19 protein-coding genes are annotated in these 24989 nt (G+C 65.4%); 7 read left to right on the top strand and 12 right to left on the bottom strand.

Going from position 1 to position 24989, the window contains the following annotated elements:
• The first annotated feature begins 10 nt into the window (after positions 1–10).
• A complete protein-coding gene (locus Q0Q48_RS09045; protein WP_295136802.1) occupies positions 11–1060 on the top strand; it encodes an alkaline phosphatase D family protein in 1050 nt (349 codons plus the stop codon).
• 569 nt (positions 1061–1629) lie between these two features.
• Here Q0Q48_RS09045 and Q0Q48_RS09040 read toward each other — a convergent pair.
• Positions 1630–2616 carry a tripartite tricarboxylate transporter substrate-binding protein gene (locus tag Q0Q48_RS09040; RefSeq protein ID WP_295136800.1) on the bottom strand — a complete coding sequence of 329 codons (987 nt, stop codon included), beginning with the start codon at positions 2614–2616 and terminating at the stop codon, positions 1630–1632.
• Between the two features lie 35 nt (positions 2617–2651).
• A complete protein-coding gene (locus Q0Q48_RS09035; protein ID WP_295136798.1) occupies positions 2652–3719 on the bottom strand; it encodes a tartrate dehydrogenase in 1068 nt (355 codons plus the stop codon).
• Between the two features lie 115 nt (positions 3720–3834).
• Here Q0Q48_RS09035 and Q0Q48_RS09030 point away from each other — a divergent pair, with 115 nt between their 5' ends.
• The 4 genes from Q0Q48_RS09030 to Q0Q48_RS09015 all read left to right on the top strand — a co-directional run bounded on the left by Q0Q48_RS09030 (position 3835) and on the right by Q0Q48_RS09015 (position 8021).
• Positions 3835–5520: an amidohydrolase family protein gene (locus tag Q0Q48_RS09030; RefSeq protein WP_295136796.1), complete on the top strand. Its 1686-nt coding sequence runs from the start codon at positions 3835–3837 to the stop codon at positions 5518–5520.
• 26 nt (positions 5521–5546) lie between these two features.
• On the top strand, positions 5547–5849 hold the full coding sequence (locus Q0Q48_RS09025) for a putative quinol monooxygenase (RefSeq protein WP_295136794.1): 303 nt from the start codon (positions 5547–5549) through the stop codon (positions 5847–5849).
• On the top strand, positions 5846–6655 hold the full coding sequence (locus Q0Q48_RS09020) for a phytanoyl-CoA dioxygenase family protein (RefSeq protein WP_295136792.1): 810 nt from the start codon (positions 5846–5848) through the stop codon (positions 6653–6655). Before Q0Q48_RS09025 ends, Q0Q48_RS09020 begins: the two co-directional genes overlap by 4 nt.
• 178 nt (positions 6656–6833) lie before the next feature.
• Positions 6834–8021 carry a TMEM43 family protein gene (locus tag Q0Q48_RS09015; protein WP_295136790.1) on the top strand — a complete coding sequence of 396 codons (1188 nt, stop codon included), beginning with the start codon at positions 6834–6836 and terminating at the stop codon, positions 8019–8021.
• Positions 8022–8024: 3 nt separating this feature from the next.
• Here the strand turns inward: Q0Q48_RS09015 and Q0Q48_RS09010 are convergent, their stop codons facing one another.
• Positions 8025–8687, bottom strand: a complete 663-nt coding sequence (locus Q0Q48_RS09010) for a TetR/AcrR family transcriptional regulator (RefSeq protein WP_295136788.1) — start codon at positions 8685–8687, stop codon at positions 8025–8027.
• Between the two features lie 109 nt (positions 8688–8796).
• Between Q0Q48_RS09010 and Q0Q48_RS09005 the strand changes: the two genes are divergently transcribed.
• Positions 8797–9951 (top strand): efflux RND transporter periplasmic adaptor subunit, encoded by a 1155-nt coding sequence (locus Q0Q48_RS09005; protein WP_295136786.1) that lies wholly within the window; start codon positions 8797–8799, stop codon positions 9949–9951.
• A 27-nt stretch (positions 9952–9978) separates the two neighbouring features.
• Complete coding sequence (locus Q0Q48_RS09000) at positions 9979–13083, top strand: efflux RND transporter permease subunit (protein WP_295136784.1); 3105 nt, start codon at positions 9979–9981, stop codon at positions 13081–13083.
• Positions 13084–13129: 46 nt separating this feature from the next.
• On the opposite strand, the gene pcp is transcribed toward Q0Q48_RS09000, so the two are convergent.
• The 9 genes from pcp to Q0Q48_RS08955 form a co-directional block, all read right to left on the bottom strand.
• Positions 13130–13771: a pyroglutamyl-peptidase I gene (pcp, locus tag Q0Q48_RS08995; RefSeq protein WP_295136782.1), complete on the bottom strand. Its 642-nt coding sequence runs from the start codon at positions 13769–13771 to the stop codon at positions 13130–13132.
• 72 nt (positions 13772–13843) lie between these two features.
• A complete protein-coding gene (locus Q0Q48_RS08990; RefSeq protein WP_295136780.1) occupies positions 13844–14641 on the bottom strand; it encodes a xanthine dehydrogenase family protein subunit M in 798 nt (265 codons plus the stop codon).
• A 15-nt stretch (positions 14642–14656) separates the two neighbouring features.
• Positions 14657–17041 carry a xanthine dehydrogenase family protein molybdopterin-binding subunit gene (locus Q0Q48_RS08985; RefSeq protein ID WP_295136778.1) on the bottom strand — a complete coding sequence of 795 codons (2385 nt, stop codon included), beginning with the start codon at positions 17039–17041 and terminating at the stop codon, positions 14657–14659.
• A 4-nt stretch (positions 17042–17045) separates the two neighbouring features.
• Entirely contained in the window at positions 17046–17531 is a 486-nt protein-coding gene (locus Q0Q48_RS08980; protein WP_295136776.1) for a (2Fe-2S)-binding protein, read from the bottom strand.
• 266 nt (positions 17532–17797) lie between these two features.
• Complete coding sequence (locus tag Q0Q48_RS08975) at positions 17798–18259, bottom strand: carbon monoxide dehydrogenase subunit G (RefSeq protein WP_295136774.1); 462 nt, start codon at positions 18257–18259, stop codon at positions 17798–17800.
• 22 nt (positions 18260–18281) lie between these two features.
• On the bottom strand, positions 18282–20213 hold the full coding sequence (locus Q0Q48_RS08970; protein ID WP_295136772.1) for a hypothetical protein: 1932 nt from the start codon (positions 20211–20213) through the stop codon (positions 18282–18284).
• A gap of 63 nt (positions 20214–20276) precedes the next feature.
• Positions 20277–21374, bottom strand: coding sequence for a M14 family metallopeptidase (locus Q0Q48_RS08965; protein ID WP_295136770.1), 1098 nt, complete (start codon positions 21372–21374; stop codon positions 20277–20279).
• Between the two features lie 504 nt (positions 21375–21878).
• Positions 21879–22370, bottom strand: a complete 492-nt coding sequence (locus Q0Q48_RS08960; protein WP_295136768.1) for a hypothetical protein — start codon at positions 22368–22370, stop codon at positions 21879–21881.
• Positions 22370–24982 carry a hypothetical protein gene (locus Q0Q48_RS08955; RefSeq protein WP_295136766.1) on the bottom strand — a complete coding sequence of 871 codons (2613 nt, stop codon included), beginning with the start codon at positions 24980–24982 and terminating at the stop codon, positions 22370–22372. Before Q0Q48_RS08955 ends, Q0Q48_RS08960 begins: the two co-directional genes overlap by 1 nt.
• Positions 24983–24989: the final 7 nt, after the last annotated feature.

Below are 24989 nucleotides of genomic sequence, written 5' to 3'. Positions count from 1 at the left end.
GGTGTTTACCATGTTCACACGTCGCACGTTCGCCCGGCTGGCGGGCGCGGCCTCGCTGGCCCCCGCCGCTTCCCAGGCGCAATCCGGGAAACCGCTCTCGCGCATCGCCTTCGGCTCCTGCGCCAAGCAGACGCTTCCACAGCCGATCTGGGAGCCCATCCTCGCCTACCGGCCGGATCTCTTCATCTTCGCCGGAGACAATGTCTATGGCGACTTCCATTCGCCGGATGCAGCGGATCTGAAGCGAGCCTACGCGGAAGCGACGCAGATCGCGGGTTACGCGAAGCTGCGCGAGACGGTACCGCACCTTGCCGTCTGGGACGACCACGATTACGGCGTCAACGACGGCGGCGCGGAGTTTGCCCACAAGGTAGTGGCGAAGGAGCTGTTCCTTGATTTCTGGAAGGTGCCGGCGAACGACATTCGCCGGACGCGCGGCGGCATCTACGATTCCCGGATCATCGGCCCCCCGGGCAAGCGCGTGCAGGTGATCCTGCTCGACGTGCGCTGGTTCCGCTCGCGGCTCAGGCTCACCGACCAGCGCGGCGCGGCGGGCAAGCAGCGCTACCTGCCCGACCCCGATCCGGCAAAGACGATGCTGGGTCCCGAGCAATGGGCATGGCTCGCGGCCGAACTGCGCAAGCCGGCCGAGTTGCGCCTGATCGTGTCGAGCACGCAGGTGCTCGCGGAGGGCCATGGCTGGGAGCGCTGGGGCAATTTCCCGCTCGAAAGGCAGAAGCTCGTCGACTTGATCCGCGGAATTGGCGCCAAGGGCGTCGTGTTCCTCTCCGGCGACCGCCATATCGGCGCGCTCTACAGCGAGACTCCCGACGCGCTCTATCCGCTGTACGAAGTCACCTCGAGCGGACTGAACATGGTCTACTGGGCCGCCAAGGAACCCGGACCCAACCGCCTCGGCCCGCTCTTCGCCGCCGCAAATTTCGGCGTCGTCGAGATCGACTGGCCCGCACGCAAACTCCTGCTGGCGCTACGCGACGAAAGCGGCGACACGCGGCGCGCCGTCGACATCGACTTCGGCGCGCTCGGCATCGCCACCTGAATGCCCAGATTGAATACGGGGATGGGCAACCATAGCGGCACGTAGCCGGGAACATGGCGGTGTCCACCGCCGGTTTCCAAAGGAATCCGCATGCAATCGGCGAAAGCCCTCACCTCGATCACCCTGCTCGCGCTTGCGCTCGCCAGCACTTCGGTCCGTGCACAGGACGGGCCGGCACCGCCGTCCCACCAGACATCGACGGACGCACCCTCCGGTCGTCCTGACGGGCCCCCCTCCACAAGGAAGGCCAGCCGACGCTCGACAGCCGCCGGCGGGTGAGCGGAACGCGTACGGCCGGCCTCCGTCCGCCCCGTCGCGCATGGGGCAGCCAGGCCAACAGCATCAACCGCCTTCGGGCGACCGAAGCGGAAGCGGCCGGCCTCCGCCAGACTCATCGCGCATGGGCCAGCAGGGTCAGCCGCCTCAGCCGATGTCGGGCCAACCGCACGATCGGGAAAGGCCCCCATCACGGCAACAGCCGCCCACCAGCTCGACTGCCGCGAATCCGGGTTGATGGCGCAAAAAAAAGGGCCGCCTGTGCGGCGGCCCTTCCTGCCTTCCTTGGCACGTTACTGCGGCTGGACGCCGGCCGCCTTGATGGCGGGCACCCACTTGTCGATCGAAGCCTTGAGCTGGGCGCGGAGCGCCTCGGGCGTCGCGTCCTTCGGCTCTGGGAGCTCGACTGCCTGCTCGGTGAGGCGCGCTCGCACCTTCTCGTCGCCGAGCGCCGTGACCAGCGCCTTGTTCAGCGTGTCGATGACGTTCTTCGGCGTATTCTTGGCGACGAAGAAGCCGTTCCAGATCGTCACTTCGTAGCCCTTGAGGCCCGACTCGTCGATCGTCGGGACGTTCGGCAGCTGCGGCAGGCGCTTCAGTGTGCTGACGCCCAGCGCCTTGATGGTGCCGGCGTTGATCTGTGGCAGCACGTTCACCGCCTGGTCGACCATGTAGTCGAACTGGCCGCTCACCAGGTCGTTCAGCGCCGGGCCGGTTCCCTTGTACGGGATCTCCAGCACGTCGACCTTCATCATGCTGTTCAGCATGAGGCCGCCCAGATGCGAAGCGGCGCCGATGCCGGCCATGCCGTACTGCGCCTTCTTCTGGTTTGCCTTCACAAAGGCCTCGAACTCCTTGAAGTCCTTGGCGGGCAGGTCCTTCTTGGTGACCAGCACCATCGGGTTCGTGCCGCCGAGGCCGACCGGCTCGAGGTCCTTCTGGCTGTCGTAGGGCAGCGTCTTATAGAGCGCGATGTTCACCGCCAGGGTGCCCATGTGCGTAAACAGGATCGTGTAGCCGTCGGGCGTCGCCTTGGCGGCCTTGTTGACGCCGATCGTGCCGCCGGCGCCGCCGACATTCTCGACGATCATCGTCTGGCCGAGCGCCTCACCCATTCGGGCGGTGAGCACACGTGCCAAGGCATCGGTCGGCCCGCCGGCCGCGAACGGCACAATGACCGTGATCGGCTTCGTCGGGTAGGCCGGCTGCGCCATCGCACCGAGGGGTGCAGCCGCCAGAGCAGCGGCGGCAACGGTCGTCAGCAGGTTGCGTCTCTTCATCGGGTTACCTCCCAAGAATTGCAGTAACGCGGCTGCTACACGGTCTTCACGAGCTCTGCAATGGCTGTACCCACGGTTATAGTGTCGCCGTTACCGCCCAGATCCTTGGTCCGCGGACCGCCCTCGACCAGCGAGGCCGCGATGGCCCGTTCGATCGCCTCGGCGGCCTCCGGATAGCCGAGGTGACGAACCATCATGGCACCCGACCAGATCTGGCCGATCGGGTTGGCGATGCCCTTGCCTGCGATGTCAGGCGCCGATCCGTGCACCGGCTCGAACATCGAAGGGTATTTGCGCTCCGGGTTGATGTTGCCCGACGGCGCCACGCCGATCGAACCGGTCAGCGCCGGGCCGAGATCCGAGAGGATGTCGCCGAACAGGTTGGAGCCGACGACCACATCGAACCAATCCGGGTTGCGCACGAAATGCGCCGTCAGGATGTCGATGTGATACTGATCCGCCTTGATGTTCGGATACTTCTTGCACATCTCGGCGAAGCGCTCGTCCCAGAACGGCATCGTGTGGATGATGCCATTGGACTTTGTGGCCGAGGTCACGTGCTTCTTCTTGGTCGTGCTGGCGAAGTCGAAGGCGAACTTGAGGATGCGGTCGACGCCCTTGCGGGTGAAGATGGACTGCTGAATGGCCATCTCGTCATCGGTGCCCTGGAACATGCGGCCGCCGATCGAGCTGTACTCGCCCTCGGTGTTCTCGCGCACCACCCAGAAGTCGATCTCGCCCGGCTTGCGGTTGGCGAGCGGCGACGGCACGCCCTCGAACAGGCGCACGGGACGCAGGTTCACATACTCGTCGAAGTCGCGGCGGATCGGGATCAGCAGCCCCCACAGGGACACGTGATCGGGCACGCCCGGCCAGCCCACGGCGCCGAGGAAGATGCTCTCGAACGCCTTGAGCTGCTCCATGCCGTCGTCGGGCATCATCTTGCCGGTCTTGACCAGGCGATCGCACGACCAGTCGAAATCGGTGAACTCGAGCTCGAAATTGAAGCGCCGGGCCGCGGCCTCCAGAACCTTCACGCCTTCCGGCAAAACTTCCTTGCCGATTCCGTCTCCCGGAATGAGCGCGATCTTGTGCTTGGCCATCAATAATCCTCCCGAACCGCGCGGAACCTAGCAGCGCGACCTTGCCATGCAAGCACGGCATTGCCCCTGCGACGCACCCACGCCAATATGAACAAGCGTTTACCACGGAGCGGACATGACCTTCGACCTCAAGATTACCGGCGGCACCATCGTCGATGGCACCGGCAAGCCGGGCTTCGTCGGCGACCTCGGCATCAAGGACGGCAAGGTCGTCGCGATCGGCAAGGCCGACGGTCCCGCCGCACAGACGATCGATGCCACGGGCAAAGTCGTCGCGCCGGGCTTCGTCGACGTGCATACGCATTACGATGCCCAGATCCTGTGGGACCGAATGCTCACCATTTCGCCCTGGCACGGCGTCACCACGACCGTCATCGGCAATTGCGGCTTCGGCGTCGCGCCGACCCGGGAAATCCATCGCAAGATGATCATGCAGACCCTCGAAAAGGTCGAAGGCATGAGTCTCGAGGCGCTGGAAGCGGGCCTCGGCACGGCTTGGCCGTTCGAGACTTTCCCGCAATATCTCGACGCGCTGGAAAAGCGCGGCTCGGCGATCAACGTGGCGGCCCTGTTCGGTCACACGCCGCTGCGGCTCTACGTGATGGGAGAAGAGTCGACCGAGCGGGCTGCGACCGCCGACGAGGTCGGGACGATGAAGAAGCTCGTTCGCGAGGCCATGGAATCCGGCGCCATCGGGTTTGGCACCTCGGTGTCGGTCAGCCACAACGGCTATGCTGGCAAGCCGGTCCCCAGCCGTCAGGCGACGCCCGAAGAAATCGACTCCCTCGTCGCGGTGATGGGCGAGCTGAAGCGCGGCCTGATGCAGATCACCATCGGCCGCGATTTCTCAACCCGCCACATGGCCGAGGTCAGCCGCAAGTACAATATCCCGGTCACCTGGACCGCCCTGCTCTCCCATCTCTACGGCCCGGGCGGGCATCGCAAGCAGCTCGACCTCGCCGCCGAGCAGCGCAAGTCCGGCGCCCTCGTCATTCCGCAGGTGAGCTGCCGGCCGCTCAACTTCGAGGTCACCTTCGCCGAACCCTTCATCTTCGACGTGATGCCGTTCATGAACGATCTGGCGAAAGCCGACGCGAAGGAGCCGGGCACACGGCGCCGCGCCTATGCCGATCCGGCGTGGCGCGAGAAGCTGCGCAGCGAGGTGACTCCGCTGTTCCGCAACTGGTGGGACCGCGTCGTCATCGCCTGGTCGCCGTCGCATCGCGAGCTCGAGGAACAGCCGCTCACCGCGGCCGCCGCAAAGCTCGGGAAGGATCCGGTCGACCTCGCCCTCGATATCTCGCTGGCCGACGACCTGCAGACCCGCTTCCGCATGGCCGTGATGAACTTCGACGAGAAGGAAGTGGCCGAGCTCATCACCGACCCGAACACGATCATTGCCCTCTCCGATGCCGGCGCCCATGCCAGCCAGCTCTGCGACGCCTGCTACTCCACCCATCTGCTCGGCCACTGGGTGCGTGAGCGCAAGGTCTTCACACTCGAGGAGGCGGTGCACAACCTCACGCAGCGGCCGGCCGAAATGTTCGGCATCATCGACCGAGGTGTCCTCGCGGAGGGCCGCCCGGCCGACGTCGTGGTTTTCGATCCGAAGACCGTGAACCCGGGACCGCTGAAGCGCGTGTACGACCTGCCGGCCGGCGCCGACCGCCTCGTCTCGGATGCGAGCGGCATCGACGCCGTCGTCGTCAACGGCAGGATCATTCGCCGAAACAACAAAGATACCGTCACCGCCAACGACAAGCTGCCCGGTCGTCTGCTACGACATGGCCGCGCCGCCTAAGCGTAAATTTCAGGGAGAGAGACAAAGTGATCCACGTCATCGCCATCATCACCGCCAAGCCCGGCAAGCGCGACGAAGTCCTGAAGAACTTCAAGGACAACGTCCCGGCCGTGCACGCCGAGAAGGGCTGCATCGAGTACGGCGCAACCGTCGACATCGACGGCGGTCCGTTCGCGAAGTTCGGTCCCGACACGTTCGTCGTGGTCGAGAAGTGGGAGACCATGGATGACCTCAAGGCCCACGGCGCGTCGGAGCACATGAAGGCCTATGCGGCCAAGAACAAGGACCTGCTCGCCAACCGTGCCGTCCACGTTCTGCAGAACGCTTGATTTCCATCGCTGAAACGGACGTCGCCGCTTACGAGCGCGACGGCGTCGTCTGCCTGCGCGGCGCCTTCGATGCCGTGTGGGTCGGAATCCTGTGCGAAGCGGTCGAGCGCGACCTCCTCAAGCCGGGGCCTCACGCGACCAATTTCGCGGAAGGCAGCACGTCGGGCAAGTTCTTCGGCGACATGTTCATGTGGCGGCGGGACAGCGACTTCCGCCTCGCCGCCCTGACCTCGCCGGCCGGCGAGATCGCCGCCGCGCTGATGCGCTCGGAGAATGTCGACTTCTTCTACGACCAGCTGTTCGTGAAGGAGCCCGGCACAGCTCATCCGACGCCGTGGCACCAGGACCAGCCCTACTGGCCCGTGACCGGCCGCCAGATCACCTCGGTCTGGATCGCTCTCGACGATATCGACTTGAGCAACGGTGCCGTCGAATTCATCGCCGGCTCTCATCGCTGGGGCGTCAACTACCGGCCGACGCCCTTCCGCAAGGGCCACGAGGCGAAGTTCACGTCGAGCGACCTGGTCGAGATCCCCGACATCGACGCGGATCGCGGCAAGTACGACATCCGCTCCTGGACGATGGAGCCCGGCGACTGCCTGGTATTCCACGCGATGATCGTGCACGGCGCACCGGGCAACGACACGCCAGGCGCACGCCGCCGCGGACTGTCGCTGCGCTACACCGGCGACGACGCGCGCTACGACCCGCGGCCGGGCACCTTCCAATTCCCCCACACGCCCGATCTCGCCGCCGGCGCCCCGATGACCTGCGACCTCTTCCCGAGAGTCTGGCCGAGGCGGTAGTGGGCGGAGCGAAGGTCAGCCGATCGAGCAACAGGACATTGCTTGCAATGTCCGAGAGCGCCGAACGACGGACGATCGCTTCATGACCCCTCCGCCGGCGTAAAACGCCGGCACCTCCCCATTTGAATGGTGAGGGTGGTGATTCTAGTCTCCGCGCCCATTCCCGAGGGCAGGTTCAATGGAAGAGCGCGGCGTCGATCAGGTCACCGAGGTCACCAATACCTCCTGGTTCGCCCGGCTCGGGCAGGCAGTCGTCGGCGTCCTCATCGGATTGATCTTCGTCGTCGTGGCGATCGGCGTGCTGTTCTGGAACGAAGGCCGTGCGATCCGCACGGCGCAGGGCCTGGCCGAAGGGGCCGGCATCGTGCGCAGCGTGCCGGCCGAACGGGCCGATCCCGCGGACGACGGTACGCTGATCCATGTGACCGGCATGCTCTCGACCGGCGGCCCGATCGCCGATCCCGACTTCGCCGTCCGCGTGAATGGCGTGCGGCTCGAACGCCACGTAGAGGTCTATCAATGGAAGGAAGAGACCCATAGCGAGACCCGCACGAAGTTCGGTGGGGGCGAGGAACGCACCACGACCTACAAGTATGTACGCACCTGGTCGGACAAGCCGATCGACTCGGATCGCTTCAAGGAGCCGCGCGGCCATACCAATCCGGTGATGACCTACCAGTCGCGCGACCTGCTGGCGCCCGGCACGCGCCTCGGCGCCTTTGCCGTGCCCGATTACCTGCTGCGGGGCTTCGGCGAGGCCAAGCGGCTCGCGGCGACCGACGCCCAGGTCAATGCCCTGCAGATCCGCGTCAGCAAGCCGGTCGCCCTCAACGACGGCGTTCTCTATGTCGGCCGCGATCCGTCCCAGCCGGCAATCGGCGACATGCGCATCTCCTTCGCGGAGGTGCCGTTGCAGACGGCCAGCGTCGTCGCCGCCCAGGCCGGGTCCGGTTTCGCGCCTTTCCCCACCCATACGGGCACGACCGTCGAACTGATCGCGGCCGGCGCCGTGCCGGCCAAGGTGATGTTCCAGCACGCCGAGGAGGAGAACGTCACCATGACCTGGGTGCTGCGCCTGATCGGCGTGGTCTTCATGCTGATCGGCTTCAATTTCGTGCTGCGTCCGCTGGCCGTTGCCGGCAGCGTAATTCCGCTGCTGGGCGACGTGATCGGCGCCGGCACGTTCCTCGTCGCGCTGGTCTGCACGGTGGCGATCGCGCCGATCGTGATCGCGTTTGGATGGCTTTGGTACCGACCGTTGATCGGGATCGCGGTGCTGGTGGTCGGGGCCGCCACCACCTGGGGTCTCGGCCGCCTGTTGCACACACGCGCGGCGGCGAAGAGGGCCGCGCGTCCTGCAGCCTGATCTTCAGCCGCCCCGGATGATGCCCTTCATCACGATGTCGAGCATGCCCGTGCCCAGCAGATCGCGATTGGACCAGGGGAACTCGGGTTTCAGGATGAGGGCCGAAGCGACCCCGTGCATGGCCATCCAGCAGAGTTCCGCGCAGGTGTCCGCCGGGTAGTTGAGCGCGAGACCCGACGCTTCGGCCTCGGCGATGATCGAGACGAGACGCTGGAACACGATCGCGCCACCGATGCCGGGTCGCGTCGGATCGTTCGTCGGCATCTTGTGTCCGAGCTTGCGCACCGATTCGGGGATGTTGGAGCCCAGGAACACGAGCTTGTACTCGTCGGGATGGGCCAGGCCGAACTTCAGATAGGCTTCGCCGAAGCGCCGGATGCGCTCGCGCGGATCGCTGACGGTGCTCTCGATCTCAGCGATGCTGTCGATCAGGTACCCGAAGGTCTGATCGCAGAGCGCGAGCATCATCTGCTCCTTGTCGGGGAAATAGAGATAGAGCGCCGGCGCGGACACGCCGACCCGGTCGGCGATCCGGCGGATCGTCGTGGCCTCGTAGCCCTGCTCCAGGAACAGTTCCTTGGCGGCCTGGAGGATCTCCTCGCGGCGGGTATGTCCCTCGCCGCGCTTCTTCCGGCCACCCGTCGCCGCTGTCGAAAAAGCGCTCAATCGGGTTCTCCTGCCCTTGACTATTATATTAACGCAGATAACTTATCAACGGTAAGTTAGCGGCGTTTAGATTTTCAGCTCATTGTAAACGTCCGAAGGAAGCCCCGCCATGCGTCTCCCCCACGTTCGTTTCCCGCGCGTCCCCGCAAAGAAGCTGGCCGTGCTGACCGCAGTCGGTGTGCTAGTGGCTGGTGGCGCCGTCGCCGCCTACTCGTTCACCAAGACCCACGGCGCCCCCGTGGCCGGCGCAGAACCGGTCATCCGGCCGGCTCGGGTCGCGGAAATCTCCTACAGGGCCCAGGGCCAGACGCTCCTGCTGGCCGGCACTGTCGTACCCCGCATCGAGAGCACGCTGGGTTTCCGCGTCGCCGGCAAGATCATCCAGCGTTCAGTTGATGTCGGTGCGGTCGTAAAGCCGGGCGATGTCATCGCCACCCTCGATCCCGCCGACTACCAGCTGGCCGTCGATAATGCGAGGGCCGCGCTGGCGTCAGCGGAAGCCGACTATGTCCGCGCCAAGGCTGATCACGAGCGCTACCTGAACCTGCGCGGCAGCATGGCCTTTGTGCCGCAGACGCTCGATCAGCGCCAATCGCTGGCCTCGACCGCCCTCGCCCGCGTCGACCAGGCCAAGAGCCAGCTGGCTTCCGCGGAGAACAACCTCGCCTACACGGTGCTTCGCGCCGATGCGGCGGGCGTCGTCACTGCCGTCCAGGCCGAGGTGGGCCAAGTCATGGCGCAGGGCCAGGGCGTGATCCGGCTCGCGCGCACCGACGAACTGGAAATCCAGGTCGGCGTTCCCGAACACCGGCTGAAGGCCGTACGCGAGGCGCAGGGCGCAAGCTTCGAACTCTGGTCGGATCCGGGCCGGCGTCATGCCGCCCGGCTGCGCGAACTTTCGCCCAGCGCCGATCCCGTGACCCGCACCTATGCCGCGCGCTTCAGCGTGCTGGAGCCACCGCAGTTCATCGGGCTCGGGATGACCGCGACGCTGGGCTTCGAGCGGCCCGATCGCACGCCGGTCGCCGAAGTGCCCCTCTCCGCCATCTTCCAGCGCGGCACCCAGCCCGCCGTCTGGGTGGTCGATCGCGACAGCGGCACGGTCGAATTGCGCCCCGTCAGGATCGCGCGCTGGCGCGACGATACGGCCGCGATCCTGTCGGGTGTCAAGGAGGGCGAGCTGATCGCCACCGCAGGCGTGCACAAGCTCGAGACCGGCCAAAGGGTGAAGCCGCTCCAGTCGCAGCAGCAGGCGGCCCGCTAGCGATCCTGCCTTCGGGGGACAGCATCCATGACGACGCGCACCAATCTCTCGGCGCTGGCGCTGAAGTACAGCACGCTCACCGTGTTCTTCATGATCGCGCTGACCCTGGCTGGCTTCTATGCCTTCTTCAATCTCGGCCGCGCCGAGGATCCGCCCTTCACCATCAAGCAGATGGTCGTATCGGCCGCCTGGCCCGGCGCCACATCGCGCGAGGTCGAGCAGCAGGTCACGGAGAAGATCGAGACCAAGCTGCAGGAACTACCCTATTTCTACAACGTCCAGAGCTACACGAAGCCGGGCGAGACGGTGATCTACGTCTCGCTGCGGGACGACACACCACCCTCGAAAGTAGCGGACCTCTGGTACCAGGTGCGCAAGAAGGTCGGCGACATCAAGAGTTCGCTGCCGCAAGGCGTGATCGGTCCCTTCTTCAATGATGAATACGGCGACACCTACAGCCTGATCTGGGCCTTCGAGGCCGATGGCTTCTCGCCGGCCGAGGTCAAGGAGATCGCGAAGGCGGTGCGCCAGCGCCTGCTGCGCGTGCCGGACGTCACCAAGGCCGACCTTTTCGGCCTGCAGGACGAGAAGATCTACATTGAGTTCAGCCACACACGGCTCGCCCTGCTGGGCGTGCCGGTCGACCAGATCCTCGAGGTCGTGCGTCGGCAGAATGCGATCGTGGCGGCCGGCACGGTCGAGACCAAGGGCGAGCGGGTCGCCGTCCGCGTCGACGGCGCGCCGACCTCGGCCGAGCAGCTCCTGGCGCTGCCCTTCACCGCCAATGGCCAGACCCTGACCCTGGGCGACGTCGCGGAGATCAGGCGCGGCTACCAGGATCCGCGCCAGCTCGCCATGCGCTTCAACGGCAAGCCGGTGATCGGCCTCGGCGTCGTCATGGCGCCGGGCGGCAACGTCGAGAAACTGGGCGCCGCGCTCGATAAGACAATGGAAGAGGTCGAGGCCGGCCTCCCGGTCGGCATCACGGTGCATCGCATCGCCAACCAGCCCGAGGTCGTCGCCAAGTCGTTCGAGGAATTCAGCTCCTCACTGCTCGAAGCGCTGGCGATCGTGTTGGTGGTCTCCTTCGTCAGCCTCGGCATCCGGACCGGCGTGATCGTGGCCCTTTCCGTGCCGCTGGTGCTGGCCATCACCTTCGTCGGCATGCTGCTGCTGGGCATCGACTTCCAGCGCATCTCGCTGGGCGCGCTGATCATCGCGCTCGGCCTTCTGGTCGACGACGCCATCATTGCCGTCGAGATGATGATGGTGAAGCTCGAACAGGGCGCCAGCCGGCTGGAGGCTGCGACCTACGCCTACACCTCGACCGCCTTCCCCATGCTGACCGGTACGCTCGTGACGGCCGTGGGCTTCGTGCCGGTGGGATTCGCACGCTCCGGCGCCGGCGAATACACCAACTCGATCTTCTGGGTCGTCGGCCTGTCACTGATCATCTCGTGGTTCGTCGCGGTGCTGTTCACGCCGTGGATGGGTTACCACCTGCTGCCGACGCCCAAGGTGCAGCACCACGATCCCTACAACGGCCGTCTCTACACGCTCTTCCGCAAGGTCGTCGTGTGGTGCGTCACCTGGCGCAAGACCACGATCGTCATCACTGCACTGGCTTTCGTGGGCTCGCTCGCGGCGTTCGGCCTCGTATCCAAGCAATTTTTCCCGACCGCCAACCGGCCCGAGCTCATCGTCGACCTCAAGCTGGCGCAGGGTGCCTCATGGGCCGCGACCGATGCCGAAGTGCGCAAGCTCGAAACCTGGCTGGGCAACAGCGGCGACGTCGCCTCCTACACCGCCTATGTCGGCGCCGGCAGCCCGCGCTTCTACCTGCCGACGGTGCCCGAGCTGGCCAATGCCAATTTCGGGCAGGTCATCGTCATGACCAAGGATCTGGTCGCCCGCGAGCGGGTCGTTGCCGCCCTCGACGACCAGTTCAAGAAGGACTTCGAGGCTGTGCGAGCCCGGGTACAGCGCCTGCAGAACGGCCCGCCCGTCAGCTATCCAGTCATGTTCCGCGTGCTAGGCGACGACCCGCAACAGGTGCGGCAGGTGGCCGAACAGGTCCGCCAGGTCTTCAAGGCCGATCCTGCGACCCGTGACATCAATTTCGACTGGAACGAGCTGGCCAAGACGGTGCGTCTGGAGGTCGACCAGGCGAAGGCCCGCGCCCTGGGTGTCGATTCCCAGGCACTGGGCAACTCGCTGCAGACCCTGTTGACCGGCATCACCGTCACCCAGTATCGCGACCGCACCGAGTCGATCGACGTGGTCGCCCGCGCCGTCGCGCCGGAACGGTTGAGTGTCGAGGGCCTGGAGGCGATCAACTTCCGCACCTCCACGGGCGGCGTCGTTTCGCTGGCGCAGCTCGCGACGCTCAAGTTCGAGTTGGAGGAGCCGATCCTCTGGCGACGGAACAAGGACCTGCTGATGACCGTTCGCGCCGGCGTGGCCGACGGCGTGCAGGGCCCCGACGTGGCCGCCCGGATCGACAAGGCGCTGGCGCCGGTCCGCGCCACGCTGCCGCCCGGCTACCGCATCGAAGTGGGCGGCGACCAGGAGGAGTCAGCCAAGAGCCAGGCCTCGATCTTCAAGATGATGCCGCTGATGGCCTTCCTGATGATCCTGTTCCTGATGCTGCAGCTCCAGAGCTTCTCGAAGCTAGCGCTGGTGCTGCTCACCGCCCCGCTCGGCCTGATCGGCGTGTCGCTGTTCCTGCTGCTGTTCAACCAGCCCTTCGGCTTCGTCTCGCTGCTGGGCGTGATCGCGTTGGCCGGCATGATCATGCGCAACTCGGTGATCCTGGTGGACCAGATCGACCAGGACATCGCAGCGGGCCACAGCAAATGGGATGCGGTGATCGACGCCACGGTGCGCCGGGCCCGGCCGATCCTGCTGACCGCGGGAACCGCGATCTTCGCCATGATCCCGCTGTCGCGCAGCGTATTCTGGGGGCCGATGGCCGTGGCGCTGATGGGCGGCCTGCTGGTCGCAACCGCCCTCACACTGCTTTTCCTGCCGGCGCTCTATGCCGCCTGGTTCAGGGTGAAGAAGCCGGCCGCCGCGACGGAGACCGCACCGGCCCGCCACGTCCCGCCGCCGCTTGCGATCGCGGCGGAGTAGCGAAGACTGCAATCAATGGAGCGCGCCACTGGAGTGGCGTGCTCCGCTAAGAGATCCGGCCCTCGGCGGTCTTGATGTCCGTCGACCGCGCCGCGCTGGTCGCGAGGATGATCTCGATGCCGCGGACGATGTCGTCGACGGCCATCGACGGGGCACCGCCCAGCCGCGCCGCCTGCTCCGGCACATAGGGAATGTGAAGGAAGCCGCCGCGCATCTTCGCCGGATGGGATTCGAAGATGTCCATCAGCGAATAGAGGATGTGGTTGCAGACGAAGGTGCCGGCGGTGTTGGACACTGCGGCCGGCAAGCCTGCCTTGCGCATCTCCGCGACGCAGGCCTTGACCGGCAGGTTCGAAAAATAGGCGGCCGGACCGTTGGCGCGCACGGGCACGTCGATCGGCTGTTGCCCGTCGTTGTCGGGGATGCGCGCGTCCTGAACATTAATGCCCACCCGCTCAAGGCAGAGTTCGGTACGCCCGCCGGCTTGCCCGACACAGAGTACGATGTCGGGCTTCGCCCCATCGATCGCCTCGCGCAGCACGGCAGCGGACCTCGCATAGGAGGTCGGAAGGACCGCGCTGATCACGGTCACCTTGCCGATCTTCTTCTTGAGCCGGCTCACCGCGAGGGAAGACGGATTTACCGCGTCGCCACCGAACGGATCGAAACCCGTCACCAGAGCTTTCATTCTGAATTCACCTCAAACGAAAGGGCGCCCGATCAAGGGCGCCCCGACGTTAATCCTTCGCGTGCGGTACGCCTACTTGTTGGCCTTGTCGACCGCGCGGCGGGCCATGACGCCGACCAGATGGGCGCGATATTCGGCGCTGCCATGGATGTCGCTGTTCAGTCCGTCGGCCGGTACCTTGATGTCCTTGATGGCGTCCGACGAGAAGTTCTTGGAGAGCGCCTCCTCCATCGCCTTCACGCGGAAGACGCACGGGCCGGCACCGGTCACCGCGACGCGCACGCCAGCGGCGGTCTTCGCGACGAACACGCCGACCATCGCGTAGCGCGAGGCCGGGTTCGGGAACTTCATGTAGGCGGCCTTCTCGGCCTTGGGGAAGCTGATCGCAGTGATGATCTCGCCCTCGCCCAGCGCCGTTTCGAACAGGCCCTTGAAGAAGGTGTCGGCCGCGTGCTTGCCGGTATTGGTGATCACCGTGGCATTCAGCGCAACGACGGCCGCCGGATAGTCGGCCGCCGGATCGTTGTTGGCGACCGAGCCGCCCATCGTGCCACGATTGCGGACCTGCGGATCGCCGATATGGCCGGCCAGGTCGGCCAGCGCCGGGATGTTGCTCTTCACGTCGGCCGACGTCGCCACGTCACCGTGCTTGGTCATGCCGCCGATGACGACGTTGCCGCCCTCGACCTTGATGCCGGCGAGTTCCTTGACGCCGCCGAGATCGACGACGTCACTCGGACGAGCCAGCCGCTGCTTCAGGGTCGGGATCAGCGTCATGCCGCCCGACATCGGACGGGCCTCTTCCTTGCCCTTGAGCAGGGCAACCGCGTCGGCGACCGACTTCGGGCGATGGTAGGCAAAATCGTACATCTGGACTTCCTCCGTTTACTCGGCCGCCGCGCGCTGGGCGCCCTGGATCGACTGCCACACGTTGAGCGGCGTGGCGGGCATTTCGACATGCTTGACGCCGATCGGCGCCAGCGCGTTGTGAACCGCGTTCATTACGGCCGCGGGCGCCGCGATGGCCCCCGCCTCGCCGCATCCCTTCACGCCCAGCGGATTGTGCGGGCATGGGGTGACCTTGTAGCCGAGCTTGAACGACGGGAAGTTGTCGGCGCGCGGCATGGTGTAGTCCATGAACGAACCGCTCAGCAGCTGGCCCGTTTCCTTGTCGTAGACCGCGCCCTCGAACAGCGCCTGGCCCACGCCCTGGACGATGCCGCCATGGACCTGCCCCTCGACAATCATCGGATTGATGATGTTGCCGAAATCGTCGACCGCCGTATGGGCGACGACCTCGACGATGCCGGTGTCCGGATCGATCTCGACCTCGCAAATCTGCGTGCCCGAGGGATAGACGAAGTTCGCCGGATCGTAGAAGGCATTCTCGTCCATGCCCGGCTCGATCTCGGCCAGCGGATAATTGTGCGGCACGTAGGCGGCGAAGACAGCCTGCGCCAGCGGCACCGCCTTGTCCGTGCCCGCGACCTTGAAGGTGCCATTCTCGAACACGACGTCAGCCACGTCGGCTTCCATCAGGTGGGCCGCGATCTTCTTGCCCTTGGCGATGATCTTGTCCGTCGCCTTCATGATGGCGGAGCCGCCGACCGCCAGCGAACGGCTGCCGTAGGTGCCCATACCGAAGGTGGTCGTCGACGTATCGCCGTGAACCACCTCGATCTGGTCCATCGGCACGCCCAGCCGGTCGTGGACGAGCTGCGCAAAGGTGGTCTCATGGCCTTGGCCGTGACTGTGCGAACCGGTGATGACCTGAACGTTGCCTGTCGGGTTGAACTTGATCTGCGCCGACTCCCACTGGCCGACGCCGCCGCCCAGCTGGCCGATCACCTGCGAAGGCGCGAGACCGCAAGCCTCGATGTAGGACGAGAAGCCGATGCCGCGCAGCTTGCCGCGCGCCTTGGCTTCGGCCCGGCGAGCCTCGAAGCCCGGGTAGTCCGCGATCTTCATCGCCTCGTCGATGATCGGCGGGTAGTTGCCCGAGTCGTACTGCAGCGCCACCGGCGTCTGGTACGGGAAGGCCGTCGACGGGATGAAGTTCTTCCGGCGCAGCTCGGCCGGATCCATCTTCAGCTCGGCCGCCGCCTTGCTGACGATGGTCTCCACGACGAACGTCGCCTCGGGACGTCCGGCCCCGCGATAGGCATCGACCGGCGCCGTGTGCGTCACCGCCGCCTTCACGTTGGCATAGATGAGCGGCGTCGTGTACTGGCCGGCCAGCAGGGTCGCGTACAGATAGGTCGGAACGGCTGTCGAGAAGGTCGACAGATACGCGCCCATGTTGGCGATCGTCTCGACCTTCAGGGCCAGGAACTTGCCGTCCTTGTCGAGAGCAAGTTCGGCGTGGGTAACGTGGTCGCGGCCATGGCAGTCGGTCTGGAACGACTCGCTGCGCTCGGCCGTCCACTTGATCGGCCGGCCGACCCGCGAGGCGGCCCAGCAGACCATCGTCTCGTCGGCATAGCAGAAGATCTTGCTGCCGAAGCCACCGCCCACGTCGGGGGCGATGACCCGCAGCTTGTGCTCGGGAATGCCCAGCACGAAAGCCGACAGGATCAGCCGCAGCACGTGCGGGTTCTGCGAGGTCGACCAGAGCGTATAGTTGCCCGTGCCCTTGTCGTATTCGGCCGCCGCGGCGCGCGGCTCCATCGCGTTGGGGATCAGGCGATTGTTGACGATGTCCATTTTGGTGACGTGCGCCGCCTTGGCGAACGCCGCCTCGACATCGGCCTTCACGCCGATCTCCCAGTCGTAGATCAGGTTCCCGGGCGCCTCGGCATGGACCTGCGGTGCGCCCTTGTCGAGCGCCCTGGCGAGATCGACGATGGCCGGCAGGACCTCGTAATCGACCTTGATCGCCTCGGCTGCATCCCTCGCCTCGTCATGGCTGTTGGCCACGACCATGGCGACGGTGTCGCCGACGTAGCGGACGGTATCGACCGCCATCACCGGATGCGGCGGCGCCTTGTGTGGCTCGCCGTGCTTGTCCTTGACGACCCAGCCGCAGATCAGGCCGCCCACCTTTGCATCGACAAGATCCTTGCCGGTGAAGATGTTGACGACGCCTGGAAGCTTTTCCGCCGCCGAAATGTCGATGCTCTTGATCTTCGCATGGGCATGCGGCGAACGCAGGAAGTACGCGTAGGTCGCCCGGGCGAGGGGCAGATCGTCGACATAGCGACCGGTTCCGGTCAGGAAGCGCTTGTCTTCCGTACGCGGGACGCGGGCGCCGATTCCGGTGGCGGAGGTCATGGGGCTACACTCCTGCGGACTTCATGGCCGGGGCTGCGGCCAGGATCGCCTTCACGATGTTGTGGTAGCCAGTGCAGCGGCAGAGGTTGCCCTCGAGCTCGCGGCGCACCGTTGCCTCGTCGAGCTGGTAGTTGTGCCGCTTCACCATGTCGATGGCGCTCATCACCATGCCGGGTGTGCAGAAGCCGCACTGCAGGGCATGGTTGTCGCGGAAGGCTTCCTGCATCGGATGCAGCTTCTCGGCGCTCTCGGCGAGCCCTTCGATGGTCGTGACCTTGGCTCCCTCGGCCTGGACCGCGAGCATGGTGCAGGACTTCACCGACTTGCCGTCGACGTGCACCACGCAGGCGCCGCACTGGCTGGTGTCGCAACCGACATGGGTGCCGGTCATGCCGAGATGCTCACGCAGGAACTGAACCAACAGCGTGCGCGCCTCGACCTTGCCCGATACGGACTTGCCGTTGACGGTCATGGCGACGGAAATGGTCATACTCAATCTCCCCTCACGTATTGGTTTGCGCGGCCGCAACCAGACACGGCCGCCGAGCGTTGGCCGGGACTCTGACAAGCCCCCCATGTAGCGGTCAAGGGAATTGCTGGCGTCGAACGCCAGCTGCTAACGACTCGCAAGAAACACGAGGATCAGCACCACGGCGCCGACGCCGATGACGGTCCAGTGACGAAATCCACGCTGCGCTGCAGCAGAGGGGACCGGCGGCGGCGGATCTCCCGATGGATCGGCCGAAGGCATCGCCATCAGGTGGCTGCGGCCGGCGGCGGCGCGCCGACGCTCTCGGCGAACTTGCCGAAGAACTGATCGGCGAGCTTCTTCGCCGTACCCGTGATCAGACGCGCGCCGACCTGAGCGATCTTGCCGCCGACCTGGGCATCGACTTCGTATTTCAGGATCGTGTCGCCGCCATCTTCCGTGAGGGTCACGACGGCGCCGCCCTTGGCGAAGCCAGCGACACCGCCCTGCCCTTCGCCGGTGATCCTGTAGCCGTTCGGCGGATCGATGTCGGAGAGCGTGACCTTGCCTCCGAAGGCCGCACTGACTGGACCGATGCGCAGGCGGACCTTGGCCGTCATCTCGGTGGGAGAAAGCATTTCCAGCGATTCGCAGCCGGGGATGCACGCCTGCAGAATGGCCTGGTCGTTCAGGGCCGCGAAGACCTTCTCGCGCGACGCACCAATCCTGTATTCACCCTTGATTTCCATCTCGTAACTCCCGGCTCAGCGCCTACCACTTGTTCGTATAGGAGTCCGGCGGCAATTCTGCCAGTGGCTCCCGTACCGAAAGGTAGATGGTTGCGGCATAGGGAACGGCCATCAGCAGCGCCAGGAACGCGAACCAGTTGGCCTGGCTGTTCCAGAACAAGGTTCGAATGACCCAGCGGCCGCCGTCGGCGGATACGAACCCGCCGGCGCCGCCATCGTGCAACTTGATGGCACCTTCAGTGACGACCAGCACGACCGCCCAGAAGACCAGCATCGAGACCAGGATGATCTCGGGCAGGACCGGCGCGAAGCGGCTCAGCCGGCGGTTCATGCGCACGAAGCCGCGGCTGCCGTCATAGCCCAACAGGCGGCCGAACGAGAGCGCGCGCGCGAAGCGATGGTCGCGCGCCACCGGCTCGGTCCGCAGGATGGTGATGGTCTTCCACAGCATCAGCACGATGCTCGGGATCACGAAACTCCAGATCGGGAAATCGCGATAGCGGCCGTCGATGGCGATCTGACGGAACCAGTCGCCGATCCGGATCACTCCGTCGTACCAGTCGATACTGATCACGATCAGGTAGAAGATGCAGAGCACCGTAAGCGCCAGATAGAGCACCTGCGCCAGCAGGTCGACGCGCTGCAGGATGCGGTAGCGCGGCAGTTCGCGCCAGGCCCGCCAGGATTCCCGCACACGTGCACTGTAGAGCGACGGATCAGCCATCTGACCGGTCAGGCTGTCGGAAATGCCGCGCAACAACGCATAGCTGAAGGCCGCCAGCAGGATCGCCCAGAAGGCGACGCCCAGCGTGCGCTCGAAGTAGAAGTTGCGCGTCAGGTCGGTCCAGGTCGCCTGGACGTAGCAGGTCGCTACGAGCTGGGCGAAGAGCGCGAAGATGAAAATGCCCTTCCAGTGACCCGCCTTGCGCTGGGTGGCATAGGCCAGCAGCAGCAAGGCACCGGCTATCGTCGAGATGGTGAAAAGAATCTGCCAGTGTGGCTCCGCCCTCACCGGCTTGCCGAGTTCGAACTTGTCGTGGCGCTGGGCGTCCAGCAGGCCCCAGGCGGCGCCGACCGTACCCTCCTGGCGGGCCTTCCAGTACTGGTCGAACGCCTCGATGACGTTGTAGTCGAAGCCCTCCCGCTCCGCGGCGGTGCGGAAGATCGAGAAATACTTGACCTGTTCGACCCGGCCCGGCCGCGCGTCCGAGCGCATTCGACCGTCACTCGGCCAGCCGGTCTCGCCGATCACGATCTTCTTGCCGGGAAAGCGCTCCTGGACCTTCTTGTAGATGTCCACGAGGTGCTTCTCGATGGCGAGCTTGCCGTTGGCCTCGGTGCGATCCAGTCCGATCGGCTCGTCTTCCCAGTACGGGAGGATGTGGATCGTGATGAAGTCGACCTCGTCGGCCAGCGACGGGTTGCGCAGCCAGAATTCCCAGACGTCGGCATAGGTTACCGGCTGGGTGACGCGCTGCTTCACCTGCCGGATATAGCGGCGCAGTTCGTTGGCCGTGAGATCCTTGCGCAGCAGCACCTCGTTGCCGACAATCACCCGCTCGACCGTGTCCTTGTATTTGTTGGCATGGTCGATCAGCAGGTTGATCTGCTCGAGATTTTCCTTCTCGTTGCTGTTCAGCCAGGCGCCGTGCCAGACCTTGAGCCCGTACTTGCCCGCACGCTGCGGCACCGCCTCGAGGTTTTCACCCGAAGAGTAAGTGCGCACCGCCTTGACCTTGCCCTGGAGGCGCTTGAGATCGGCGTCGATCTGCTCCGGGGTCGGGAAGGTCCGCGTCAGCGGACTCTGGCCCGGCCGGTAGGGCGCGAATGAAACGCTCTGGAGAGGCGCCGCGCTCCAGCCGGCTATGTCGACCGGCCGGTTCGGAACCCACCACCACAGGAAATTGAGAGCCGCCACGACCGCGAAAGCCAGCAGCGCCACGAATGCACGCATGAGGAGGCTTGTAGCAGGATCGCTGAGCGGACGTATGGCTTTTCGAGGGCTTGTCCCCAAAAGCTAGAGCGGCCCCCGCTGCAGCCCGGAGATCGCCTGGCGCACGACTTGGTGGCCGCGGAACAGCACGGCCTCCTTCCAATCGTCGGTCTCCGGGTAGAACTGACGCCGCATCGCCTTGCGCACGGCCTCGGCTTCCCTGCCCAGCGGATCGCCGTATTTGTGCAGCCAGTGGTCGGCCCGGAAGGCCTTCTGGCCGCTCTCGCGATCGAATGTGCCGTATTCCAGCGTGCACATGGTCAGGCGGGCCTGCGGCTCCTTCAGAACCCGGTTCAGCCCGTAGTGGCCCAGCCCGTCACGCGCCTGCGAGGCCGTCTGCCCCCGCTTCGATTCCGTTACCGACTCGCCCCAGAAGTTCCGAACCCGGCGCGACCCGCCGGTGCCGATGTCGTAATGCGTGATCGGTTCGCCGTAGCCATAGGGGCCGAGGCCGGTGTGGAAATCGACCACCGCCACGTCCTCGCGGCTCTTCAGGTAGCGGTCGACGATGGCGTGCAGGGTGCAGTTCGACCAGGACGGCCCGCCACCGCCGAAGAACATGCCGTCGGCATGGCTATATTGCCCCCCAGAGACGGCCCGGAAGAACTCGATGTCCCCGACCTTGCGCCGATAGGCTGCCAACCTGGCATCCGCCGCGGCCCGCCCCGCCTCGCTGAAATCCGCGGGGACGAGATCATCGGCGATCTCCAGATAGCCCTCGTTCACGGGATAGGGTTTCGAATGGTCCACGTAGTTGCGGTTGAGGTCGTTACCCTCCTCCGTCACGCGCCGCGTCCAGGCGAAACCGTAGGGATTGATTGCGTGCACGAGCAGCGCCGCCGTCCCCTTCGGCAGTCCCGACGTACCGACCGAGGCCAGCCAGTCGACCTGGAAGCCCGAGCCGCAATAGCCCTCGATCCCGTGCGTCGATGAGATCGTCACCATCACCTTCGACGCATCCGTCGGCCCGACCCAGGCCACGTCCGTCGACAACGACTCGCCTTTCGGCCCCTTGGTCGGGTTGTCGTAGCGGAAGGTCTGGGCGTCGGCGAGCTTGGCTGCCGCGAGGAACTTATCGCGCGCCTCGCTGTAGTCGGCGGCAAAGGAGGCAATGTTATTCATAGTCTACGATACCCCGTCTAAAGCTTCACGCATTCCAAAAGACGCCGTCAGACTCCTCCCTCTTATTTGGGAAAGAGACATGGCGAACACAGCGTAAATTAGCCTGTTTTGTGAATCGAAATCGATCAACTCGAGCGCGACGCTGCAGAAGACCAGATGCTTGTCATGTTCCTCTCCGTTCGGCGGCCCATCGGGGCCTGAAGGGCATTCTTACCGTAGCTCAAATCGACGCGGCCGGGCTTCCCGCGGCGGCGGACATTGCCTGCTTGCCGGTATTTTCCTCCGCTGCTGCAGTTGCTCGCCCGACGTCAGACCTTTACGAAGGCGGGCTTCTCGACGCCGGTCATCGTTCATAGGCCTTGAGGATGGTCTCCTCAGACGTCCGCGTGACCGCTGTCGTGCGAGATCGCCCTCAGCTACAATGTCATTTTGGTATCGGAACCGTTTCGAAGAGGCCGCGGCGGTTATCAAAGCGTGATCTCAAGTCAGGTGGACGGAACCAAATCACTCCAGCCAGATCGGCCGCATGTCGGGCTTTTCGAAGTCCTCCAGCGGCGTGTATTTATGTTCATAGGATTTGGGTCCTTCCAATGCCTGCAGTCGAAGCGGTCGAAAATACCCGAGGTTCTTTTTGTCCAGGCGAGCGACCTCGACGGAACGATCGATAGCAAAAAAGATCCGCTGAAATGCATCGGCGAGGTTCGATGCCGACCGATCCAATCCGACACTTCTGTCACCTAGATCGAATTCATCCCAGAAACCTGGAGTGATCGGAACAGAGCGAAGCGTCCGCTCGCACTCGTGAAGCTGGTCGAGAAGTGCATCGAACGCTTCTCCAGGCACAGTGCGCTTGTAGAGACGATCCGTCACCAGAGCGAGCGAGTGATCGGCCGATTCTGGCTTATGCCGGCCGATCAATTCAAAAAAGGCGGCAACTTCCCTTGGGGTTCCGATCTGCTGGAGAACTAGCCCTGCTGATAGTCCAACGTCGCTCATCAATAGGACCTCACAAATTCAATGTCTTCATACCTGAGTAGTCCATTCGACTTTTCGACGATCCTTCTTGCGATGTCATCGAGGTGCCCAGAAGATACATTCTGTCCGCGCACATCGATCTTAATGTTCTGCTTCATGCTCCGCGGCAGATGCCGGGCGCGCTCCTGAACCTGTCTGGCGACCCTGTTCACCAAGCCATCGGCGTTGGTGTTGATATCGTAGTTTTTCACCTCGAACGATGCACTGCGTTTGTCGGCCGACACGCCGTCGGGACGAACCGAACCAGGCGTCCTTGAGCTTACCTCCCTGCCGTCCTTGAAAGCGACTTGCGAAGCAAAGTCCGGGTATCGATCGGCCATATCGTCCAGTTCGCTCTGACGCCAACTAGGACGCTGCCCCGGCGGAAACGGCGGCACCGGAGGTCGGGAGGGCGGTCGCTTGTCACCCGCAACTCGCTCCGGTGGGCCATTGTCGTCCGGGCCCGGTTCCTTGCCAGGCGGACGGGCCATTTCATTGCCGCCAAAACCGCCGGCCGTACCCTGGCGAGCGATCGTATCGTCAATCGCCTTTCCGACAATCACGGCCCCGATCGCCGCCGCCGCGAGGTCCAGCAGGAAGGGAATGGCCAAGGCGGGCGCAACGACGTTCTGCATCGTCGGCACGGGACCATCCCTATCCCAGATGTCGGTCTGTGGCGGTCCGTTTATCGGCTCGACGGTGCGCGTCACACGCTCACCGTCGAACGTCGTGGTGATCACGCCCAGCGTCTTGCCCTCGGGGTCGCGTATGGTATCGACCTGCGACCAGTGGCCCTCGGCGGGAAAGGACCACCGGCTTTCCACACGATGGCCATCGGCGAAGGTGGCATCGGTCGAGACGATGCGGTCCTGCTCGTCGTACGCTTCCGTGACGTCGGCCTTGCCGCGCTCGGTATCGACGCCGCGGCGCGTGACCTGCTTCGTGCCGTCGACGAACCGCGTGACGTCGGGCGCAGGGGGCATCGTAGGCGCCGCTTCCATCGCCTTGGGGCCTGTCGATTCTTCGAGTACCACTTCGTCGTTGGGTGAGGGTGTCGATACGGCATCCACCGACGCAATGTGAGGCTCTGCCCCATCGAACACGCCCTTCGCCTCAAGCTCTGGCGGCAGCGCTTCGGCCGGCTGGTCGCCCGAAACCCGGACGATATTCGGATCGCCTTCTCCGTGTGGCAGCAGGCCACCCACCACGTCGCCGACGAGGCCACGAATGTCCGCCATCGTCGGCGGCTTGCCCTCGATAGGCTCGAACGCGCCTAAGAGCGTGTCGAGCTGCTGCCGCGCGGTCCGGGCCTCCTCGCCGTCGGGATCGTGGTTGGCAGCGCGCAGTCCCTCTCCCAGGAACAGGCGGCCGAGACGGTGGCGCTCGAAGTCGGGATCGGGTTTGCCTTCGGCGAGAGTCTTCTGGAGATTGGTCAGGCGGTTGTACTCGATGTCGCCGAGCGACAGCCGGTATTGCGTGAGATCGAGGCCGGCAAAGCTTTCCGGCTCGTGCACGGCCTGGTCGTCGAGCTTTTCGTAAAGGTCGCGATCGGTGACGATGCGACCGCCGTTCATGGCCGTCCGGTCGAGCGCCTCCGTCTGCTCCGGGCTCAACCCGTCGCGCAACGCCGTAGGCATCGCCACGAGGGGCGCCGCGGGATTGGCGTCGAGCCAGTCGAGAGCGCTCGTGGCTGCACGGCCCCGCGCCGCCTGCCACGCCCGCTCGGCGCGCGCCTGCTCGATCCGCGCCATCCGGGTCACCTGCGCGCGCACCTCGGGCGAGGCGTCCGGGGGTGTCGCATCAGCGGCGCGCGCCTGGTAGTCGTCGAGGTCGGGCCGCCGTGTCGGATCGTCCGGCGTGTCGGCCAGGCCGCCGACGATCTCCGTCACGCGCCGCTCCTCGCGCGCCCGTTCGATCCTGCGCTCGACCACCGCCCGCCGCTCCGGCTGGATCACGTCGCGTGCGTGGTCGTAGAGCTTCGCCGCGCGCTCGGGATTGTGGCCGATCGCAGCCTCGACCGCGCCGGCATAGAGATCGCTCAGGCCGCTGCGCACCGCTCTATCGGTCCGGCCCGCGTCCCAGCCCTTTCGTTCGCCCTGGTAGCGCAGCTCGCCCACCGCGGTAGCGCCCAGCGTGCGCAGATGGGCCGCGTCTTGCCAGGACAGCGCCGCGTCACGCGCCAAGTCGGCGAGGCGCTCGGCCACGATCCGGTCGTCCAGCACCGACGTCGCCTTCTCCGCGATCCGCCCGAGCTCGCCGCCGGCGCGGTCGAGGCGGCGGTCGAACAGCGGTTCGAGCAGGGCCTTCTGGCGGGGCCCGATCGCCTGCGCCAGATAGCGGTCCTTCACCGCGCCCAGAAGCCGGGTGGTCTCGGCGATCCCGGCCAACGCCTCCTCGGGGTCCCGGCCCGCGAGACCCGTCACCGGATCGGTCACCAGGCCGCGCACCTCGCCCGCGAACCGGGTATCGAGCCGGCGCGCGAACATCTCGTCGGCCTGAAGGCCGAACGCGCTGTCGCCCCCAAGCTCGTTGCGCGGCCATGGTTCCGCGTCAGGCGCTGCCGAGAGCAGCCCTTCTGTCATGATGCTTGCCATGTTGATC

It is taken from the genome of uncultured Reyranella sp. (assembly GCF_945957355.1).
Classification (GTDB): domain Bacteria; phylum Pseudomonadota; class Alphaproteobacteria; order Reyranellales; family Reyranellaceae; genus Reyranella.
The sequence above is the reverse complement of the archived record's forward strand: the minus strand, read 5'-3'. Positions and strand labels throughout refer to the sequence as shown.

Excerpts from the sequence above, each read along its gene's own strand:
- Q0Q48_RS09045 (WP_295136802.1), top strand. The coding sequence starts at position 11 with ATGTTCACACGTCGCACGTTCGCCCGGCTGGCGGGCGCGGCCTCGCTG.
- Q0Q48_RS09040 (WP_295136800.1), bottom strand. The coding sequence starts at position 2,616 with ATGAAGAGACGCAACCTGCTGACGACCGTTGCCGCCGCTGCTCTGGCG.
- Q0Q48_RS09035 (WP_295136798.1), bottom strand. The coding sequence starts at position 3,719 with ATGGCCAAGCACAAGATCGCGCTCATTCCGGGAGACGGAATCGGCAAG.
- Q0Q48_RS09030 (WP_295136796.1), top strand. The coding sequence starts at position 3,835 with ATGACCTTCGACCTCAAGATTACCGGCGGCACCATCGTCGATGGCACC.
- Q0Q48_RS09015 (WP_295136790.1), top strand. The coding sequence starts at position 6,834 with ATGGAAGAGCGCGGCGTCGATCAGGTCACCGAGGTCACCAATACCTCC.
- Q0Q48_RS09005 (WP_295136786.1), top strand. The coding sequence starts at position 8,797 with ATGCGTCTCCCCCACGTTCGTTTCCCGCGCGTCCCCGCAAAGAAGCTG.
- Q0Q48_RS09000 (WP_295136784.1), top strand. The coding sequence starts at position 9,979 with ATGACGACGCGCACCAATCTCTCGGCGCTGGCGCTGAAGTACAGCACG.
- pcp (WP_295136782.1), bottom strand. The coding sequence starts at position 13,771 with ATGAAAGCTCTGGTGACGGGTTTCGATCCGTTCGGTGGCGACGCGGTA.
- Q0Q48_RS08990 (WP_295136780.1), bottom strand. The coding sequence starts at position 14,641 with ATGTACGATTTTGCCTACCATCGCCCGAAGTCGGTCGCCGACGCGGTT.
- Q0Q48_RS08985 (WP_295136778.1), bottom strand. The coding sequence starts at position 17,041 with ATGACCTCCGCCACCGGAATCGGCGCCCGCGTCCCGCGTACGGAAGAC.
- Q0Q48_RS08980 (WP_295136776.1), bottom strand. The coding sequence starts at position 17,531 with ATGACCATTTCCGTCGCCATGACCGTCAACGGCAAGTCCGTATCGGGC.
- Q0Q48_RS08975 (WP_295136774.1), bottom strand. The coding sequence starts at position 18,259 with ATGGAAATCAAGGGTGAATACAGGATTGGTGCGTCGCGCGAGAAGGTC.
- Q0Q48_RS08970 (WP_295136772.1), bottom strand. The coding sequence starts at position 20,213 with ATGCGTGCATTCGTGGCGCTGCTGGCTTTCGCGGTCGTGGCGGCTCTC.
- Q0Q48_RS08965 (WP_295136770.1), bottom strand. The coding sequence starts at position 21,374 with ATGAATAACATTGCCTCCTTTGCCGCCGACTACAGCGAGGCGCGCGAT.
- Q0Q48_RS08960 (WP_295136768.1), bottom strand. The coding sequence starts at position 22,370 with ATGAGCGACGTTGGACTATCAGCAGGGCTAGTTCTCCAGCAGATCGGA.
- Q0Q48_RS08955 (WP_295136766.1), bottom strand. The coding sequence starts at position 24,982 with ATGGCAAGCATCATGACAGAAGGGCTGCTCTCGGCAGCGCCTGACGCG.